12 protein-coding genes and 1 pseudogene are annotated in these 20,198 nt (G+C 37.8%); 6 read left to right on the forward strand and 7 right to left on the reverse strand.

Annotation, left to right across the window (positions count from 1 at the left end):
* Positions 1 to 192 (reverse strand): annotated as a pseudogene (locus LDB17_RS05820) (dioxygenase); the annotation flags it as partial.
* A gap of 76 nt (positions 193 to 268) precedes the next feature.
* Positions 269 to 931, reverse strand: coding sequence for a YceI family protein (locus tag LDB17_RS05825; RefSeq protein WP_252636577.1), 663 nt, complete (start codon positions 929 to 931; stop codon positions 269 to 271).
* 233 nt (positions 932 to 1,164) lie between these two features.
* Here LDB17_RS05825 and LDB17_RS05830 point away from each other — a divergent pair, with 233 nt between their 5' ends.
* The 5 genes from LDB17_RS05830 (at position 1,165) to LDB17_RS05850 (ending at position 8,802) form a co-directional block, all read left to right on the forward strand.
* On the forward strand, positions 1,165 to 2,094 hold the full coding sequence (locus tag LDB17_RS05830; protein ID WP_252636578.1) for a LysR family transcriptional regulator: 930 nt from the start codon (positions 1,165 to 1,167) through the stop codon (positions 2,092 to 2,094).
* A gap of 98 nt (positions 2,095 to 2,192) precedes the next feature.
* Positions 2,193 to 3,848, forward strand: coding sequence for an AMP-binding protein (locus LDB17_RS05835; protein ID WP_252636579.1), 1,656 nt, complete (start codon positions 2,193 to 2,195; stop codon positions 3,846 to 3,848).
* A gap of 13 nt (positions 3,849 to 3,861) precedes the next feature.
* Positions 3,862 to 4,419, forward strand: a complete 558-nt coding sequence (locus LDB17_RS05840) for a DUF1697 domain-containing protein (protein WP_252636580.1) — start codon at positions 3,862 to 3,864, stop codon at positions 4,417 to 4,419.
* Between the two features lie 5 nt (positions 4,420 to 4,424).
* Positions 4,425 to 6,113 (forward strand): energy-dependent translational throttle protein EttA, encoded by a 1,689-nt coding sequence (gene ettA, locus LDB17_RS05845; RefSeq protein ID WP_252636581.1) that lies wholly within the window; start codon positions 4,425 to 4,427, stop codon positions 6,111 to 6,113.
* 130 nt (positions 6,114 to 6,243) lie between these two features.
* Positions 6,244 to 8,802 carry a DUF5686 and carboxypeptidase-like regulatory domain-containing protein gene (locus LDB17_RS05850; RefSeq protein ID WP_252636582.1) on the forward strand — a complete coding sequence of 853 codons (2,559 nt, stop codon included), beginning with the start codon at positions 6,244 to 6,246 and terminating at the stop codon, positions 8,800 to 8,802.
* A 2-nt stretch (positions 8,803 to 8,804) separates the two neighbouring features.
* Here the strand turns inward: LDB17_RS05850 and LDB17_RS05855 are convergent, their stop codons facing one another.
* Positions 8,805 to 9,752 carry a diacylglycerol kinase family protein gene (locus LDB17_RS05855; protein WP_252636583.1) on the reverse strand — a complete coding sequence of 316 codons (948 nt, stop codon included), beginning with the start codon at positions 9,750 to 9,752 and terminating at the stop codon, positions 8,805 to 8,807.
* Positions 9,753 to 10,201: 449 nt separating this feature from the next.
* Between LDB17_RS05855 and LDB17_RS05860 the strand changes: the two genes are divergently transcribed.
* Positions 10,202 to 11,485 (forward strand): serine dehydratase subunit alpha family protein, encoded by a 1,284-nt coding sequence (locus tag LDB17_RS05860; RefSeq protein ID WP_252636666.1) that lies wholly within the window; start codon positions 10,202 to 10,204, stop codon positions 11,483 to 11,485.
* 95 nt (positions 11,486 to 11,580) lie between these two features.
* On the opposite strand, the gene LDB17_RS05865 is transcribed toward LDB17_RS05860, so the two are convergent.
* The 4 genes from LDB17_RS05865 to LDB17_RS05880 all read right to left on the reverse strand — a co-directional run bounded on the left by LDB17_RS05865 (position 11,581) and on the right by LDB17_RS05880 (position 20,019).
* Complete coding sequence (locus LDB17_RS05865; RefSeq protein WP_252636584.1) at positions 11,581 to 13,797, reverse strand: glycoside hydrolase family 97 protein; 2,217 nt, start codon at positions 13,795 to 13,797, stop codon at positions 11,581 to 11,583.
* Positions 13,798 to 13,972: 175 nt separating this feature from the next.
* Positions 13,973 to 15,367, reverse strand: a complete 1,395-nt coding sequence (locus tag LDB17_RS05870) for a SusF/SusE family outer membrane protein (RefSeq protein ID WP_252636585.1) — start codon at positions 15,365 to 15,367, stop codon at positions 13,973 to 13,975.
* Between the two features lie 22 nt (positions 15,368 to 15,389).
* Positions 15,390 to 16,997: a RagB/SusD family nutrient uptake outer membrane protein gene (locus LDB17_RS05875; protein ID WP_252636586.1), complete on the reverse strand. Its 1,608-nt coding sequence runs from the start codon at positions 16,995 to 16,997 to the stop codon at positions 15,390 to 15,392.
* Positions 16,998 to 17,010: 13 nt separating this feature from the next.
* Complete coding sequence (locus tag LDB17_RS05880; RefSeq protein ID WP_393924931.1) at positions 17,011 to 20,019, reverse strand: SusC/RagA family TonB-linked outer membrane protein; 3,009 nt, start codon at positions 20,017 to 20,019, stop codon at positions 17,011 to 17,013.
* Positions 20,020 to 20,198: the final 179 nt, after the last annotated feature.

The raw sequence follows: 20,198 nt of genomic DNA on the forward strand, positions 1-20,198 counted from the left end.
TGTTTCCCAGTGCGCTGAGATACAAAGAATAGCACGAGGCTTTGGCAGTTCACTTCCCAGCCGATTCCACTCATTCACAAACTCATTATCTTCTATTGCATTCATTGGGGTTCCATGTCCCACAAAAACAACAGGCATCAAAGGAGTATCATCAAAAGACATAACCTTTTTATGTAATTCTTTCAGAGTCATAATTCTAATCTTATATACAAAAACAGCCCTGACCTACGATCAGAGCTGAATCTCATCTACCTATTTATAAATATATTTATTGTTGCTGAGCTGCCTTTGCTACTATAGTTATCTGTAGTTCAATATTATCGTTTACGATATTCTCTTTCAAGTCTGCAAAAAGAGTTTTAGAACCATATTTTACATTCCATTGCGTACGATCTATAGAGAATGGAACTGTAACAGCTTTATATACATCTCCTTCTTTTGTTATCTTAGCTCCAAATGTAATATTTTTCTCTACATCTTTCAATTTCAGGTTACCGCTCACTTCATAGTTTACACTATCAGTGGGATGAGCAGCCTTCGCTACTTTAGTAATAGTAAATGTACTTTCGGGATAAGCAGCGACATCAAAAAAATCTCCACTTTTAAGGTGACCTGTGAGTTTATCTTTTAATATCTGAGTAGGAAGGTCTTCATCTACAATATTATTCATATCAATCACAAAACTACCTGAAGCTACCTCTTCTCCATTTACAGCTAACTGTCCACTCTTCAATGCGATTGTTCCTACATGGTCTCCTCCAACCTTAGACCCTTTCCATTTAATGATAGACGCTGTTGTATCTACTACCAATTGTTCACCTGTTCCTGTTGCTGCCGACTGGGCATCTGTTCCTTCTACCTTGTTCTTCGTTGTTGTATTGCAAGACACGGCAAACAATACTACCGCAATAGCTAATAAATATGTTTTCATATTATTTATAATTTTTAAATACTAATCGATTTGTTCTATTAAATATGATGCAAAGTTAAATTATCATTTTCTATTTACAAAATAGCAATATTTATACATTATCATAAAAAAATTTATAGATTTGTATTTCTTTAGTCTTTGGTTGCTAATAGTTTCTAATAAATATAGAACTCTGTAACCCTGAAGATTGTTCAATTTCAATTCATGAATTTATAATTTGCAATCAAATAGTAATGGTAAACTTAGAATGGTACAGGACATTTAAAGCCATTTATCAATATGGTACGCTCACAAAGGCTTCACAGGAACTTATGGTATCTCAACCCAATGTCAGTATTCAATTGGCATCCCTAGAAAGCTATATCGGTCAGCCTCTATTTATACGAATGCCTCGCAAAATGGTTCCAACGGAGTATGGAAAACAGCTTTACACGCAGATAGTAGAATCAATAGACAACCTCGAACGAGTTGAAACCGAATTTAAAAGGACTGTACTCAACAAAGCTCCAAGCATACGCTTTGGCACTCCGGCAGAACTCTTTTCGGATTATCTGGCCGAACATATAGGTAGTCAAGATGATCTGCACCTAACCGTTGAATACGGACTGGCGGACGAACTCACAGGCAAGCTTATCAACAATGATCTGGATATTGCAATCATCACCAGGCAGAGCAAATCAGATGATACGCTCACCTATGAGCCTCTATTCACCGAGTCATTTATGATTGTATGCAATTCGAATATGGACACAACTGTATTTGATGACCTAATAGCAAAAAACAATTTGAGCGAAGCTGAGAAATGGCTTAAAACCCAAAAGTGGTATGCCTACGATAATAACCTACCTCTTATCAGGCGCTTCTGGCGCGAGAGCTTCAAGAAACGCCCTATACTGAAATTACATGCTGTAATTCCGGATAACGTATCTATTCTAAAAGCCATAAAAAACAATAGTGGTCTTGCTGTATCATCTGACATAATAGCAGGAAAGGCTTTAGAAAACAAATGGGTAAAGACATTATGGAAAGGAACAATAACGGCAACGAATACACTCTATTTGGCTTACAATAAGAATAAGATACAGCCACAGTATGTAGAAAAAATCAAATCTTTCATATTAAAACATGTTGATACGAATATGGAAGATTTAACAACTGTATAATACCCGAAAAAACAAAATTAAGTTATGATTCTACCTAATTCACAAAAAAGTTAGTTTTTTGTGTATATTTGTATACATTACCTAGTACAATTTAAAATATGGAAAGCGGAAAATTTCTAACCCTCATAAAAGACGGAATATGTAACAACTGGGAGCGACCGGCTCTCACAGATTATAATGGTGAAACATACTTATATAAGGACTTCGCCACAAAGATGGCTCAATTGCATATTCTATTCGAAGATATGGATGTCCAAAAAGGTGATAAAATAGCTATTTGCGGACGTAATTCAGCAAACTGGGCAGTTGCCTTTTTTGCATCCCTCACCTATGGTGCTGTGATAACAACAATACTGCACGACTTCAGCGGAGAAAGTATACATTCGCTAGTAAATCACTCGGAATCAAAAGTATTCTTTGCAGATGAGTTTGTATGGTCGAAGATAGACCCGATACAAATCCCAACTGTGGAAACCATTCTTTTGATAGATGACTTCTCTGTACAGAAATCACGGTCAGCCAAATTGTTGGCATCGTGTGCCAATTTAGATCAGGCTTTACTGAAAAAATATCCCAATGGCTTTACGAAAGAAGATGTAGTTGTACACGACGAGTCGCCCGACGAATTAGCCGTACTAAATTATACATCAGGTACAACAAGCAACCCGAAAGGCGTTATGGTTCCTTATCGCAGCCTATGGTCTAATACACGGTTCGCTATAGATAATATCGAATTCGTAAAAGCCGGTGACGGTATTGTATGCATGCTACCGATGGCCCACATGTACGGATTAGCCTTTGAAGTTTTATTATCCATCGCCAAAGGCTGTCATATTCATTATCTGACACGTGTTCCTTCTCCTCAAATTATAATGGATGCCTTTGCGAAGGTAAATCCGACTTTGGTACTGGCTGTGCCGCTGATTATTGAGAAAATCATACAGATGCGTGTGTTTCCTGAGTTAAAGAAGCAGCCGGTGAAAACGCTGATAAAAATTCCTTTCTTCAGAAAAAAAGTATATCAAAAAATAGCAGACAAGCTAATACCGATGTTTGGAAGCAAGCTGGTAGAAGTTGTGATTGGCGGTGCTGCACTCAACAAAGAAGTAGGACAGTTCCTTACAGACATAAAATTTCCATACACCGTTGGATATGGAATGACAGAATGTGGGCCGCTGATTTCTTACGAGTATTGGGAAACGTACAAACCCGGATCTTGCGGACGTCCTGTAGACAGAATGAGTGTACGTATCGAATCGTCGAATATGGAAACCGAGACAGGCGAAATCATGGTAAAAGGGCAGAATGTAATGCTTGGCTACTACAAGAATGAAGAAGCGACAAAGCATGTCATAGACGAAGCCGGATGGTTACGTACAGGCGATTTAGGCGTGATGGACAGGGATGGTTTTATATTTATCAAAGGCCGGAGCAAGACTATGATACTAGGAGCGTCGGGACAAAACATATATCCGGAAGAAATAGAAGGCTTTTATAACAATTCTCCATACGTTGCCGAATCGCTCATCATAGAAGAAAATGGAAAACTAATCGCTCTCATATACCCCGATAAAGACTATATGAAGAAGCATGATATAAAAGAAAGTGAATTTTCCGAGATCTTCCTTACTGAACGGAAATCTATTAACAAGCGACTGCCAAGCTATAGTCAAGTTGCAAACTTCAGAATACAGGAGCAAGAATTCGAAAAAACGCCAAAACGGAGTATAAAACGATTCTTGTATCAACGATAAATAATATTCCAAGGTGGTATATATTGCGTTCCTCAAGGGAATTAATGTTGGAGGGAAAAATGTCATAAAGATGTCCGACCTGAAACTCATGTTTGCCAACATGGGAATATCGGATGCTATAACATATATCCAAAGCGGCAATATTCTTTTCACATCAGATGATACAGAGGAAGCATTAGTAAAGAAAATAGAAGCTTCTATTTTTAAAACATTCGGACTAAATATTGCGGTTATATTAAGAACTCTAACTGAATTAAAGCAACTGTTGAATTGTATCCCTTTTTCGGAGAATAATATTCGATATATAGAGCAAAATGCAGAAGGTGAAGTGTTCTATTTGTTTCTGTATAAAGAAGCTTTATCTCACGCTAGCAGAGAACGTATATCAGCACGAAAACAAGAAAATGATAGGCTAGAGATAATCAATCGGGATGTATATGTTTTATTTGATAAAACGATCAGAAATTCGAAACTAGCCAATGCTTTGCAGAAAGCAGATGAATATTGCACTTCTCGAAATATAAAAACAATAAATAAATTAGTAGAATTAGGTACAAATAATTTTATATAACAGACATGTCAGTAGACGATAAAAAAATCATCTTTTCAATGATTGGCGTAGGTAAAACGTACCCGCCACAAAAACAAGTATTAAAGAATATCTACCTCTCTTTTTTCTATGGTGCTAAAATTGGCATCATCGGGCTCAACGGTTCGGGTAAGTCAACATTACTAAAGATCATAGCCGGTATAGACAAAGAGTATCAGGGAGAAATTGTATCAGATAAAGGATACTCGGTTGGGTACTTGGAACAAGATCCAAAACTTGACCCCGCAAAAACCGTTAAAGAACTTGTGCAAGAAGGTGTACAACCGATAATGGATGTACTAAAGGAATATGAAGGCATAAACGAGAAATTCGGTCTGCCTGAATATTATGAAGACCCGGACAAAATGGATGCCCTCTTTGCACGTCAGGCAGAATTGCAAGACAAGATAGATGCAAGTGACGCTTGGAATATAGATAACAAACTAGAGCGTGCGATGGATGCTCTTCGTTGTCCGCCCGAAGACCAATTGGCAGCCAACCTGTCGGGAGGAGAAGCCCGCCGTGTAGCTCTGTGTCGTTTGCTATTACAAGAACCTGACGTATTATTGCTGGATGAGCCAACCAACCACCTTGATGCAGAATCAATTGACTGGCTGGAGCAACATCTCCAACAATACAAAGGTACTGTAATTTGTATTACCCACGACCGCTACTTCCTAGACCATGTAGCCGGATGGATTCTTGAGCTCGACCGCGGTGAAGGTATTCCTTGGAAAGGAAACTACACCTCATGGCTCGAACAAAAGACCAAACGTATGGAACAAGAGGAAAAACAAGCAAGCAAACGCCGCAAGACCCTCGAACGTGAGTTAGAATGGGTAAGAATGGCCCCTAAAGCACGTCAGGCAAAAGGGAAAGCCCGCTTGAACGATTACGAAAAACTCTTGAACGCCGACCAAAAAGAACGTGAAGAAAAACTGGAAATATTTATTCCGAATGGGCCTCGTTTAGGAAACAAAGTGATTGAAGCACACGGTGTAGGCAAAGCATTTGGAGATAAACTATTGTTCGACAATCTCGAGTTTATGCTTCCACCATCAGGTATTGTGGGTATTATAGGACCGAATGGTGCAGGAAAAACCACGCTCTTCAGACTGATACAAGGACTCGAGCAAGCGGATAAAGGCACATTCGAAGTGGGCGAAACCGTAAAAATAGGATATGTAGATCAATCACATGCTGATATAGATCCTAACAAAACGGTATATCAGGTAATATCCGGAGGGAGTGAATTTGTTCGTGTAGGAGGCAAAGAAATCAATGCACGTGCTTATCTTTCTCGTTTCAATTTTTCGGGAGGCGATCAGGAAAAGTTGACAGGTGTATTGTCGGGTGGTGAGCGTAACCGCTTGCATTTAGCACTTACACTGAAATCGGAAGCGAATGTATTGTTACTGGATGAGCCGACCAACGATATTGACGTAAACACCTTACGTGCTCTTGAAGAGGGGCTCGAAAACTTTGCAGGCTGTGCAGTGGTTATTTCCCACGACCGTTGGTTCCTCGACCGTATTTGTACTCATATACTGGCATTTGAAGGAAACTCGGAAGTTTTCTTCTTCGAAGGTAGCTATAGCGAATACGAAGAAAATAAAAAAATACGATTGGGTAATGTTGAACCAAGACGTATCCGCTATCGTAAGCTTATGAATTAAAAAAAGTAACGTTTTATGCAACGTTACAGAAATTACATAGTCTAATTAGTATTGATAATCAAGAGTAAATATCGATATTTACTCTTGATTTTTTAAATACAAAAAACAAATGTGATTCCCCAATAAAAGAATGAGTAAAACTCCACAATATATTATACTAAAGAAGACAGTTTTTCTCTTTTTATTCTGTTGTTTTTGTGGCATGACATACGCCCAATCCCTCACAGTAGTACGTGGAACTGTTAGAGATGCTGTAACAAAAGAAAAGTTACCTTTCGTAAGTGTTACGATCGACAATACATCTGCAGTAACATTTTCGGACGAAGATGGTGAATATAGACTAAGCTATAGGGGAAATAGAACGACAGTTTCGGCTTCACTGTTGGGGTACAAAAGCCAATCATTCACGATACATCCGGGCGTAACCACCACAAGAGAGATATTACTAGAACCAGAAGACAAACAACTGAAAGAAGTAATAGTACGTCCACAAAAAGAAAAATATTCGAAAAAGAATAATCCGGCTGTAGAACTGATCAAGAAAGTAATAGCCCACAAAGATATCAATAGTATTTCGGCATTAAAGTACTATCAGTATGAAGAGTACGAGCGTACATTTATAGCTCTGAATGAATTCAAGCCTGAACAATCGCAATTTAAGCGTTACAAATTCCTCCCTAATTATATAGATACATCTTTGATAGATAAAAAGCCTATCTTGCCGGTATCGGTAAGAGAAAAGCTAACAGATGTGTTCTATCGTAAAGATCCGAAAGGCAACAAACGTATTGTAAAAGGCTATCATATAGAAGGTCTTGATCAGACTTTCGAGACCGAAGCTCTCGATGCCATTATCAAAGAAGTTTTTAAGGATATTAATATTACAGACAACTCAATCACTTTACTATTTCAACAATTTGTCAGCCCGCTAAGTGATCACAGCTCTGTAAATTTCTATCGCTGGTATATATCCGACACAGTTAATATAGATCATAACCGATATGTGAAGCTCGACTTTGCCCCGTTCAATTCACGAGATATTGGCTTTACAGGGAACTTATTTATTTCTCTGGATAGTATGTATGCTGTAAAAAGAGCAATATTGAGAACTCCCCAAAAGATGAATATCAATTTTGTGGATGAACTGATCATACAACTCGATTTCAAAAAAACAGCAGACAACAAATGGATTCCGGACAAAGAGCGCATGGCCATAGACCTGTCGATGATAAACATGGTAAAATTCTATGTAGATAAAGTAAAGTCATACGAGAGATTTACAATAGACAATCCGATGGATCCCGTTTTTGCTTTGGCTGCTCCCGAAGCATTTGAAAAAGACTATCTGAAAAGAGATAAAAAATATTGGACTAACAGCCGTCCTCCGGATTTCAAGAAAGATTACCGGATGGATCAGATGATGGAAGATGTAAACAAAGTAGCTCTATTCAAAGTTTTGCTGAATGCTGGAAGTGTATTATCAACAGGCTATTTTCCTACCACCAAAAACAAGGAGGATACAAAGCTGGAAATTGGAAGACTCCCTACAATGTATAGTTTCAACCCTGTTGAAGGGAATCGTTTTAGATTGACCCTCAATACAACGAAGAACCTTCATAAACATCTCTTCTTATACGGATATGCAGCTTATGGTACTAAAGACGAAAAGTTTAAATACTATGGCGAAGCAACATGGGCTTTTAACGATGTAAAATATACCAAAGACGAATACCCAAGAAACAACCTGACGGTAGCTTATAAATATGATGTAAACACGCTTGGGCAACGACAGACACAAGCCGAGAAAGATAACATATTTATGTCGTTTCGCAGATCGAATAATGTGAAGATGACATACAACCGCCAGGCTGAAATATCGTACGATAAAGAATTTTACGGTGGATTCTCATTCACGCTCACCGGGCATACTTTTGATGAAGAAGCAGCCGGAAAACTTCTCTTTGAGAAGATGGACGAAAACGGTAACAAGTACAATGTAAATAGAATACGTACTACCGAAACAATGCTTACCTTGCGCTATGCACCGAATGAGAAATTCTACCAGATGCGCAGAAAGAGAAGTTCGTTGACTGCACCACGAACCATCTATACCTTATCGCATGTGATGGCAGTAAATAATCTCTTTGGTGGGCAATACAATTACAACAGAACTTCATTATCATTCTTCAAACAAATGTGGGTAGCTCCCTACGGAAAGCTGACCTTATCAGCACAGGCTGAAAAGCTGTGGGGCGAAGCTCCTTTTCCATTCTTGATTACGCCAAGCGCTAACAATTCATATACAGTCCAACGTGGTAACTATTATTTGATAGAACCGTTGGAGTTTGTGCACGATGCTCAAGTATCATGGGAAATATATTACCATCTGGGAGGCTGGTTATTCAATAGAATCCCTGTGCTTAAATGGTTGAAATGGAGAGAAGTATTTGGGTTCAGGGGATTCTATGGAGATTTGAGTAAGCGCAACAACCCTCGGTTTAATCACAATTTATTGTTATTTCCACAGGAGACGTTTGCAACCACAAATACCCCTTATATGGAATATAACATAGGTATCGAGAATGTTTTTAAATTCTTCCGAGTAGATTATGTTAGAAGGGTAAATTATCTCTACCATCCGAATGTAGATAAAGACGGAATCAGAATATCATTCGAGCTAACCTTTTAAAATTAGATAGAACCTAAAACTCTCAACAGTAGTTCTTGAGGATCAAGAGGGTGTTTCTTTTGTGTTTTTTTAGGAACAAGGACTTTCAATCCGAATGGAATTATTTTCACATGTATTTCTTTCCCCATCTCTACCGGATCACCGTCAATGTGCATCACCCCGGCTTGCTCTCTGATAATAGTAACTTCATTGGTCAAAAGCTCAACCATCTTACTATTTTCATCTATTTTTTTTGTAAACAATTGTAGTGAAGTTTGAGGTACATCCAATATTGAAAGAGGTTTCAATATCGCCACATTCATCAACCCGTCCTGTATATCGGCATGAGGTGCAATATGGGCATTGTATCCGTACTGCGATGCATTAGCACAAGTAACAACGAAGGCTTTATCCTTTATTGTACCTTCGGGGCATGTAACTATATACTCTTGTGGCTTTTGTTGAAAAAATATTTCAAGCATATTTCTGAGATACATCAAAGAACCTCTATTTTTCCTACCCGAAACCTTAGCTGCAACTTCAGCATCGAACCCTACTCCGCAGGTACAAAGGAATATACGGTCATTCACTGTTCCGTAATCAATGGATATTATATTTTCTTCTAATATGATCTCCATTGCTTTCTTCGGATCGATTGGAATGTTCAGGTCGCGTCCTAAACCATTTCCCGAGCCCATTGGTATAATACCAAGAGCTACATCAGAACCTACGAGAGCCCCTCCTACTTCATTTACGGTACCATCTCCCCCCACGGCAACCACATAGTCGGCCTTATCTTTTATTGCCTGAGTAGCTATTTCTGATCCATGACCGGGATAACCGGTAACAAAAATATGCACATCAAACTTATGGGCGTCAAATGCTTCAGCAATCTTATGCGGAATATTTTGCTTAGCCGAAGTACCCGATTTAGGGTTGATTATTACATATATTTTTTTCTTCTGAACCATAATGAAATGAATCTGTTTTGCGGTACAAAAATACTCTTTTAACTATCACTGTCAAAATAAATAAGTATTGAATTATATGACACGTAAAAAGGCTATTGATGCGATCCTATTATGGGTCTCCATATAAATAAAGTTATATTCTAAATTTATCTTATATATGAAGAAAGGCTTTCATAGATTGCTATAGTATTTTCTATACAAAACGAAAAGTAACACAATAAAATAACTCAAGAACTGTCACCTTTGTCACCTTTTAAACTTAAACATCTGTTTATATGACAATTACAAAAATAACTATTGTTACTTTTTTTATAAACTAAAACATCATCTATTGTTTGACTTATTGTCAATTATTTCTTTGCTTTTCCTTTTTTATGAAGCCTTTAACAATAAATAGAAAGAAGAACCTGTATCTTTGTCTCAATAAAACCTAAATCAGCTAAATGAGCATGCTAAACGAATGTGAACGTAGTCTAATCATCAGTTTAATCAAAAAAGAAGTTGTTCCGGCTATTGGATGTACAGAGCCTATTGCGGTCTCCCTATGTGTAGCCAAAGCCACTGAGGTATTGGAAACCGTGCCGGAGAAGATAAAAGTATACCTGAGCGCCAATATATTGAAAAATGCAATGGGCGTTGGTATTCCGGGAACAAAGATGGTAGGACTGCCTATAGCGATCGCACTAGGAGCTTTGATAGGTAAAAGTGAATATGGACTACAGGTGTTGAAAGACTTGAAGCCGGAAGATGTAGATACAGGGAAAGAATATATTGCGGAAAAACGCATAGAAATAGGGCTTAAAGAGGATATAGATGATAATCTATATATTGAGGTGCACTGCCTTAAGAACGAAAATGAAGCTGTAGCTATAATAAAAGGAACACACACACATTTTTCTCACATCTCTAGAAACGGAGAAATAACAGTAAATGAATGTGACAACAGCCTTTGCGAAGAGAATAAAGATGAGATAAAGTTATCCTTTTCAAAAGTATATGAGTTTGCGACAACTACTCCGATAGAAGATATTCGTTTTATACTTCAAGCGGCGGAACTAAACCGTACCGCTTCGAAGCTGTCAGCCCAAGGAAGCTATGGTCACAATGTAGCTAAAACGATGACAGGAGCATTGGGAAAACAAATATTCGGAGATTCAATGCTTACTCACATGATGTCGTATACCGCCGCGGCATGTGACGCACGTATGGATGGTGCTATGATACCGGTAATGAGCAATTCGGGCAGTGGTAATCAAGGAATTACGGCAACCCTGCCGGTTCTGACGTATGCAGAAGATACATATTGCTCGGAAGAGAGTCTGATAAGGGCATTAATTCTCAGCCACCTTACAGTAGTATATATAAAGCAGAAGCTAGGACGATTATCGGCTCTATGTGGTTGTGTTGCAGCTGCAACAGGTGCTAGTTGCGGGATAACTTACTTGATGGGAGGAGATTACAACCAAATAACATTTGCCGTAAAAAACATGGTTGGCAATATCACTGGGATGATTTGCGACGGGGCAAAGCCTAGTTGTGCCTTGAAGATATCCAGCGGAGTGTCTACAGCCGTGCTTTCGGCAATTATGGCAATGGAGCAAAAAGTAGTTTCTTCGCTAGAGGGTATTGTTGATGACGACGTGGACAAAACCATAGAGAACCTGACAAGTATAGGTGCTGTAGGTATGCAGGAAACAGACAAATTGGTGTTAAAGATAATGACCAGCAAATAACTCTTATGATTCATAGATTGAAATAAAAGAGCCGCCCCAAATGGAGCGACTCAAACCTAGATAACCAAACCCTATAACTAACTGTATCTTGCCTTTTAGAGCTTCTTTAAACCTTTTATATCGTTCTTACCTGCTTCTACAATGCTTATTGCATATCCTCCGGCAGGAGCACAGGATTGAGATAGTTTAGACTTATTAGAAATCACTACTTTTCGAATTGTATATGCCTGCGGATTGGTCTTATAATGAGCATCTTTTGCATCGCTATATATTGTAGCAATATATGTTTTTGCCGGATCGAGATAATCAAATGTAATAGTTGATGTACGTCCATTTTCATCACATACACTTCCTACAAACCAATTATTTGAACCCTTTGCCTTACGTGCTATTGTGATATATTCTCCCGGTTCTGCTTCAAGTATCTTACTTTCGTCCCAATCGATAGCTACATCTTTTATAAACTGGAAAGCATCAAGATGCTGTTTATAATTTTCTATCAAGTCGGCGGCCATTTGCAACGGACTATACATCGTCACATACAGTGCCAATTGATTCGCTAACGTACTGTTCACATGTGAATGATTATCAGGATTAATCTTGCTTACATCCATCTGGAAAATACCGGGAGTATAATCCATCGGTCCACCAATCAAACGGGTAAAAGGTAGTATGGTAACATGATTCGGTTTGCTACCTCCAAATGCCTGATATTCTGTTCCACGAGCTGACTCATTACCGATCAGATTAGGGTACGTACGACATACGCCTGTAGGACGAACTGCTTCATGAGCATTCAACATTATTTTATAATCGGCTGCTTTTTCCAAAGCATATTGATAATGATTTACCATCCATTGTCCGTAATGATATTCTCCACGAGGAATGATATCTCCTACATATCCGCTTTTTACAGAGTTATAACCATTATCCACCATAAATTTATATGCCTGATCAATATGGCGCTCATAATTACGAACCGAAGCCGATGTTTCGTGATGCATCATCATTTTAACACCTTTGCTCTTCGCATAATCATGCAATCCTTTCACATCAAAGTCTGGATATGGAGTAACAAAGTCAAACACATAATCTTTTGACTTACCAAACCAATCTTCCCAGCCTACATTCCAGCCTTCAACCAATACAGCATCAAACCCATGTTCTGCTGCAAAATCTATATATTCTTTCACATGAGCGGTATTTGCACCATGCTTACCATTTGGCTTTGTTTTAGAATAGTCTGTAACACCTAGCTGTACGCTATAGACATCATCAGTATAAGCCCATGTGCTTTTACCGGTAATCATCTCCCACCATACACCTACATATTTTACAGGCTTGATCCACGATGTATCTTCAATCTTACACGGCTCATTCAAGTTGAGTGTAATATGAGAAGCCAATACATCACGTGCATCATCACTCACTATCACAGTACGCCATGGCGTGTTACATGGAGCTTGCATATATCCCTTGTTGCCTTGTGCGTCAGGAGTCAACCAAGATTCGAATACCATATTCTTATCATCCAAGTTGAGATGCATACATGCGTAGTTTATCAAAGCAGCCTCATGCAGATTGATATACAACCCGTCATTTGTTTTCATCATCAATGCTGTTTGTACTCCTGTTGGAGAAAACGGTGTCTGAGAAGAGTTAGGAGTAATAGCCTTACTCATCAGCCCTCTTATCTCTGACAACTTCGATGTTGTATAATCATATTCTTGTGTATCATAATCGCCCGGGATCCAGAATGCTTTATGATCGCCTGCCATAGCAAACTGAGTTCGCTCTTCTTTTATAACAAAGTATATAAGATTCTTTTGCTCGGGAAATTCATAGCGAAAACCTAAGCCATCATCAAAGAGGCGAAAACGAATAAGGATGTGCCTGTCTGTTGATTGCTGATTTAGCGTTACAGCTAATTCATTATAATGATTGCGTATTTCTTTTACTTCACCCCATACAGGCTGCCATGTTTCATCAGAAGATGATGTCTTGGTGTCTATAACCTGAAATCCATTAAGTAAAGAAACCTTATCTTCCTTTTGCGAGTCTGTATTTCCTTTTATAGAAAAGTCATTGAAATCGGTATGAGAGTCACTGTTGTCTTTTAACTCCAAACCCAGCTTACTAGGCTTAATTACATCTTTTCCCTTATACGTTAAAGTATAAGTTGGCACACCATTACCCTGCAAATAAAACTTTAATGTAAGATTTCCATTTGGTGATTTGAGTTCTTGCGCTTTCACTGTTCCAAAGATTAAATAAAAGCCAATAAAAATAGAAATACTGATGATTTTTTTCATGATTCTTAAAAAAATATTTTCCTATATACAAAGAAACTACATTTAGAGCTGAGTGTTAGAATCCTTTTCTTGTAAACCAAACAAAATAATCTGCAAACGTTTGCAGATATTATAGCAAAAAGAAGAGATGACCTGATCAGCCATCTCTTCTAATAAGTATTTCGATTAATCTAATTTATTCAATTGTTCCTGTACCGGCATTGAAATCAAGAGTAACTTTTTTGCCTGCAGCAACAGGTACTGCTGCTTGATCGCCTCCGGCTCCTCTATATTCTATTTTTCCATTAAATATATTAAACTCACGAGTCCACCAATCAGTTGTAGCAGCAGATGAACCAGCATAGATTCTTAGATCTCCTGCAGCGGTAGTAGTTATTGTCATTTTATTCCCAGATATTGTAAACGGATATGTAGCCGCATCCCATCCCCCAAAGGCATTACCTATTCCGTATACCTTAGCAGGCTCTATAACAATCTTATCTGCAACCATATCAATGTACACCATGTAAAGACCGTCAGCATCAACTACAGCATTACCATCTTTTATTGAATATCCTTCTTTAGATGCAAGCTCTGAAAAGTCGCCACCATCCCAAGATGGTTGGGGAGCCCACTTGAAACCTTGGTTTGCAGTAAAATATCTTACACACCAGAATGAACCACTAGCTCCATTGACTGGAACCATTTTAACAACACCCGCAGGATCAGAGAACCAATTGCCAAACTCATTTCCTGTCATATAGAGTTCTTCGGGATAGGTAGGCTTTATAATTTCTCCTTGTACTGCTGAAACTGAAAATTTATTAGTACGAAGGTCAAGTTTTAGCGTCACATCGTATGCCGCACCAAGAGGTACACTAAGGTTTTTACCTCCTCCTTTGAGTTCAGTAGAAGACGAAGCAAGTGCAACTCCACCATCAGAGTCTCCGATAGATCCCATATTAGTATGAAATTTAATAGTAGATGATGCATCGTATGGAATAGTAATACCCCAATCTCCATTAAACCTAAACTTCATTTGATCCTTTGTAAAAGGGAAAGTGCCTTTAAATTCAACTGTAGCAGTCGACTCGTTATAGTTAACACTAGTAAAAGGGGATTCGGCATTCCATCCCTGAGGAGTGGCCGCTCCAATAACTCCAAACTTAGCCGGAACTATCGTGAGTTGACTTAAATTACTGTTATAAATAAGAAAATATAAACCATCCTCAGTCACTTTGTAAGCAGGACCTTCTGCTACAAGCTCACTAGTTACAGAAGAAACCTCTGCACCTTTTCCATAATTGATTATATTTCCTGTTGCATCAGCTTTTGTTATAAATAAATCTCCACTTGCTTTTAACCATGTAAAAATAGTAGACACACCTTCTCTCTCATCGGTGTCGGGATCTGGATATCCGGCCTTGAATGATGCTGCCGGTGCAATCGATTTATATACCACAGCCGACCCTGATACATAAACACCAGGCTGCACGTCATCGACTACCACCCAATTATCATTTTCACCACAAGCGGTGAAGCCCAGTATAAGGCAGAGTGTTATTCCCCAATATATAATTTTATTTTTCATCTTATTGCTATTTAATTTAGTATTAATATTTAGGGTTTTGAGTTAGATTCTTATTGTTATCCAAAACTGCGAATGGAATAGGGAACACTTTCCGATATGGCTCAGAAGGACTTCTGTCCATAGCAGCTTTATTAAATTGTCCAAATCGAATCAAATCTTGACGACGGAATCCTTCCCAAGATAATTCTAGCATTCTTTCCTTTAGTATATTTTCCAATGTTGCTGGTCTCTCGGATGCACTAACTCGATCTCGAACTTCTTTTAATAAGGCATCTGCATTTTGTCCGTCTCTAACCATAGCTTCAGCTTTCATCAATAAGACATCGGCGTAGCGATATAACACATAATCGTTGCTAACCAATTGTCCTCCGGCCTGAGCATTAGGGTCAAATTCATATTTTTTCCAACGAGCTCCTGCAGTTTTTTCTGTAGCCTCATTACTCGTATTTATTTTTATAGCATCAGGTTTGTACTCTAACACAACATCTCCATCCATTATATCACTACCATCGGGACCTTGTACCTTTCCTGTAAAGAAGCAGATATTCAGACGAGGATCTTCTCCACCTTCTCTAAAGACCTTTAATAAATCTGTCGTTGCTGATGCTCCATTCCATCCATCTTGTCCCCAAGCTTTAGCGTGAGCATAGTGACGAGTACGCACACAATACATATTTCTCGCTTTATATAATGTAGGATCCATTGGTATGACAAAAATATTTTCTACCGAACCTTCATTTTTAACAGCAAAATTGGCCGAATAACTTGGATTTAATGTGTAACCTTCTTCTTTTATCAAATCACAGTATTTGATAGTAGCTTTCCAAGCTCCTATGTCACTTCCATCAACAGAGAATGAAGTTGAGCCGTTAGGAACTCCGTTATTATCTTCCCAGTTATCGTCAGAATAGACCTGAGCATTTAATGCCAGCTTGGCTAGAAGAAAGTATGCTACAGATTTTGTCATACGCCCATAATATTCTCCCGGGACTGCACTCTTTGCCGATTTTAACAGGGGTAACGCTTCCTGTAATTCTGTCTTTACAAAGTTGAAAACTTCACTCCTTTCAGCTTGTTTTACCTCACTGATCTCTGTAGAAGAAGATGTTACAATAGGTACGCGGGCAAAATTATCTAATAAATAATAGTAATACATAGCACGAAGCGCTCTTACCTCTGCAATATATTCTTTAAGGTATACATTTTCACTATCCTGATCTAAATAGAACTGCATCTTATCTATCGACTGATTACACTTACCAACAACACGGTAGAGGTAGTCCCAAGAACCTTTTACAAGGTCGTTAGTAGATGTCCATTGATGCTGATACAGATTTACCCATAGCCCTCCATCGTACCAGTCAGCTCCTCTGGTTGGCAAAACAGCTTCATCTGCAGTAAAAAGATTGAGGTCATTCAAACCACGATCAGTTCCTGCCAAGCCACTACCTCCTCCATCAGCTCCAATCTCTGTATACAATCCAGCTACAGCATTCAAGTAGATCAACTGCTGACTTTTGTAAGCCTCATCTTCCGGCAATTGATCAATCGGTTTTTCGTCCAAAGAGCAAGCATTAAGTCCTAGAATAACTGCTCCTGCAATAAAACTATATAGAAATTTCTTTTTCATAATTGCTTATTCTTTAAAAATTAATATTAAGACCAATAGAGTATGTACGGCTCAATGGATAGAAACGTTTATCATCTATACCTAGATCGTTATCTGTTTTATTAGCATCTAGTGTCGAGCTATTAATCATCGGAGAAAGACCTTTATAAGCTGTGAATGTATGTAAATTGTTTACAGACGCAGTAATACGCATCGTCTTTATATATTTGCTAAACTTAGATGTATTGATATTATAGCCTAAAGTTAAATATGCTATATTTAGATAATCACCTTTCTCCAGCCAATAATCACTTACTCTGTTGTCTCTTATGTTCATCTTAGGAGCATCAGGCAGCACATTGTATGTTGGAAAATTATTCATATTCATATAAGATAAGTATGTACCGTTGAATATTTTATGTCCAAATGCGCCATTCAATTGAGTTTGAATATCAAAGTCCTTATACCTAAAGTTTATGTTTGCCCCAAGGAAAAACTTAGGAATTGACTGTCCTGCTATATAACGATCTTTACCCGCAGAAGTAATCACTGAGCCATCATTATCCAAGTCCAAAATATTATAAGAATAGCTATCAAAGCCATCGTTGATAATACCAGTCGCCTTAGGAAGATAAAATACGCCTAATGGTTGACCGACCAAATTGTAAACCACGTTGTTATCACCCCCGATCGATCCTGCACCAGAGATACCTCCAAGAGACATGTAAGTAGCAGCATTAATCTCCTGACCTTTGTACACACCATCTAGAGACAATAACTTATTTTTCTGGTATGCGCCATTAGCAGAAATAGTCAGCCCCATATCTTTTTTCTTTATCGGAGTAAAGTTTACTGCCAGTTCGAGCCCTTGATTCTCCATTGACCCCATATTAGCAAGTAAAGTAGGATGAATAAATGGAGGTACCGGTACTGTATAATTGAATAACAAGTCTGAAGTTTTAGAATAATAATAGTCAAAGGTTATATCTAACTTATTTTTCAAGATAGACAAATCAAATCCAGCATCAAAAGTTTTTTTAGTTTCCCATTTCAAATCAGGGTTAGGATTTCTTAAGTAGCCATATGATACAGCAGGGTCGCCATTTACGGTAACAAGTCCTGTAGGCCCCATTAACTGTAATGAATTATATGCAGAAATTGCATCCTGATTACCCGTAACACCATAACCAGCTCTCAGTTTAAAATTATCGATAACAGATATATTTTTGATAAATTCTTCTTCACTCATATTCCATGCTAGTGATCCTGAAGGGAAGAAGCCCCATTTGTTGTTATCTCCTAATTTAGAGGATCCATCGCTTCTTAAATTGACTGTTGCGATATATTTTCCACTATATACATAGTTAAAGCGTCCAAGTATTGAAAATATATCATATCCATTTCTGTATGAGCTGACATCTCCATATTTTACCAAAGCACCACCTTTCAAATTATCTGTATCAAAATAATTAGTACCAAAGCCTCTCGACTGAGAGGTAAAACCATGATATTTATAATTTTGACCTTCAACTAACCCTAGAATGTCAATAGCATGTACATCATTTAGGGTCTTCTTATAATTTAATCCTAGATTACCCATTAATATGTCTGAATTAGCCAATCCTCTATAGGCTAACCCCTTCTCTCTTATACCTTCTTTTATGTTTGTTGGTAAATACTTCGAATTTTCTTTCGAATTATATGTATATGATCCAAATGCACTAAACTTAAGTCCATCTATTATCGTCCAAGTCAATTTAGCATGAGCATTCAGATAAGCATTATTTTCTCTATCATTGATAGTCAAACGCCCTAGAGGATTATCAACCTCGTTAGCATTAACATCTTCCGGCCATGTTCCATCTTCATTTTGTGTAGCTGGAAATGTAGGATTAAATGAAGCCGCTGAATAAAAAGTCTTTTGATAGTTATTTACATATCGTTGTTCTTTCTTAGAACCGAATATCCCCATTTCCAATTGAATTTTTTTATCGAAAAAGAACTGGCTAATATCAATTTTAGCAGTATAGTTTTTCATCCAGTTATTTTTGATTATACCTTTCTGATCTACAATACCTAGAGATGCCCGATAGTTTGAATCCTCTGTTCCTCCACCAAAGGCAATTCTATGATTCTGGGTATAACCAAGTTGTTGCATTTCTTCTAAGAAATTAGTATTGGCTCCTCCATCAATAGCATTTGTCAATCCCAAATCCTGAACTGCCTGACGATATTGGTTTCCGTTAAGCATTTTGATATTCTTATACACCGATTCAATACCAAAAGTTCCATCATAACTCAAGCTTCTAACTCCATATTTTCCCTTTGTAGTTGTTACCACAATAACACCACTAGCCCCACGAGATCCATACTGAGCAGTTTCTGAAGCATCCTTCAATATCGTAAAACTCTCAATATCAGAAGGAGCAATTGCATTAAGTAACCCTAAATCTCCAAATACTCCATCGATAATAACAAGTGGATCATTACCTCCTGACAAAGAAGTCGTTCCACGCACACGAATAGAAGCCCCTGCTGTTGGATCTCCTCCAACCTTAGAAATATTAACTCCGGCAACTTTACCTTTAAGTGCATCTAATGGATTATTAACCACTCCGGCATTCATATCCTCTTTACTGATTTTTTGTACAGCACCAGATACAGTATGCTTACTACCGGTAGCATACCCAATAGCTATTACATCTGACAACATAACAGCGTCTTCTTCCATTAACACATTAATATTTGTTTTTCCTGATACAGAGACTTCTATGTTTTTGAAGCCGATATAAGAAAAAACCAAAGTACCATTGGACGGAACATTATTGATTTCATAATTACCATCCAAATCTGTTATAGTACCATTAGTTGTACCCTTAACAACAACACTACCACTAATGATAGGTTCACCGTTATTGTCCTTCACATTACCTTTAACTGTGATATTTTCGCCTTGCGCAAAAATATTTGATGTTGACACCAATATTCCTAGCATAAATAGTAGGAATACATTTAAACATCTGTTCTTAATCTTTCTTTTCATGCGAAATAATATTAAGATTAACATTAATATTGATTAGTTTATTACTTATTTCTATATAATCGGTTTATATATTCTATCGTACATAACATACTATTCGTATTCAATAAAAATTCTTATCAACCCTGAATTTTGAATAGAGGACAGAAGAGACAAATGTTATATTTTGTATATTTTTAAAT

The organism is Dysgonomonas sp. Shenzhen-Wh21, from assembly GCF_043392705.1.
Lineage (GTDB): Bacteria > Bacteroidota > Bacteroidia > Bacteroidales > Dysgonomonadaceae > Dysgonomonas.

Bases quoted from the DNA above. Each gene is read 5' to 3' on its own strand.
- LDB17_RS05825 (WP_252636577.1), bottom strand. From the start codon at position 931: ATGAAAACATATTTATTAGCTATTGCGGTAGTATTGTTTGCCGTGTCT.
- LDB17_RS05830 (WP_252636578.1), top strand. From the start codon at position 1,165: ATGGTAAACTTAGAATGGTACAGGACATTTAAAGCCATTTATCAATAT.
- LDB17_RS05835 (WP_252636579.1), top strand. From the start codon at position 2,193: ATGGAAAGCGGAAAATTTCTAACCCTCATAAAAGACGGAATATGTAAC.
- ettA (WP_252636581.1), top strand. From the start codon at position 4,425: ATGTCAGTAGACGATAAAAAAATCATCTTTTCAATGATTGGCGTAGGT.
- LDB17_RS05850 (WP_252636582.1), top strand. From the start codon at position 6,244: ATGAGTAAAACTCCACAATATATTATACTAAAGAAGACAGTTTTTCTC.
- LDB17_RS05855 (WP_252636583.1), bottom strand. From the start codon at position 9,752: ATGGTTCAGAAGAAAAAAATATATGTAATAATCAACCCTAAATCGGGT.
- LDB17_RS05860 (WP_252636666.1), top strand. From the start codon at position 10,202: ATGCTAAACGAATGTGAACGTAGTCTAATCATCAGTTTAATCAAAAAA.
- LDB17_RS05865 (WP_252636584.1), bottom strand. From the start codon at position 13,797: ATGAAAAAAATCATCAGTATTTCTATTTTTATTGGCTTTTATTTAATC.
- LDB17_RS05870 (WP_252636585.1), bottom strand. From the start codon at position 15,367: ATGAAAAATAAAATTATATATTGGGGAATAACACTCTGCCTTATACTG.
- LDB17_RS05875 (WP_252636586.1), bottom strand. From the start codon at position 16,997: ATGAAAAAGAAATTTCTATATAGTTTTATTGCAGGAGCAGTTATTCTA.
- LDB17_RS05880 (WP_393924931.1), bottom strand. From the start codon at position 20,019: ATGAAAAGAAAGATTAAGAACAGATGTTTAAATGTATTCCTACTATTT.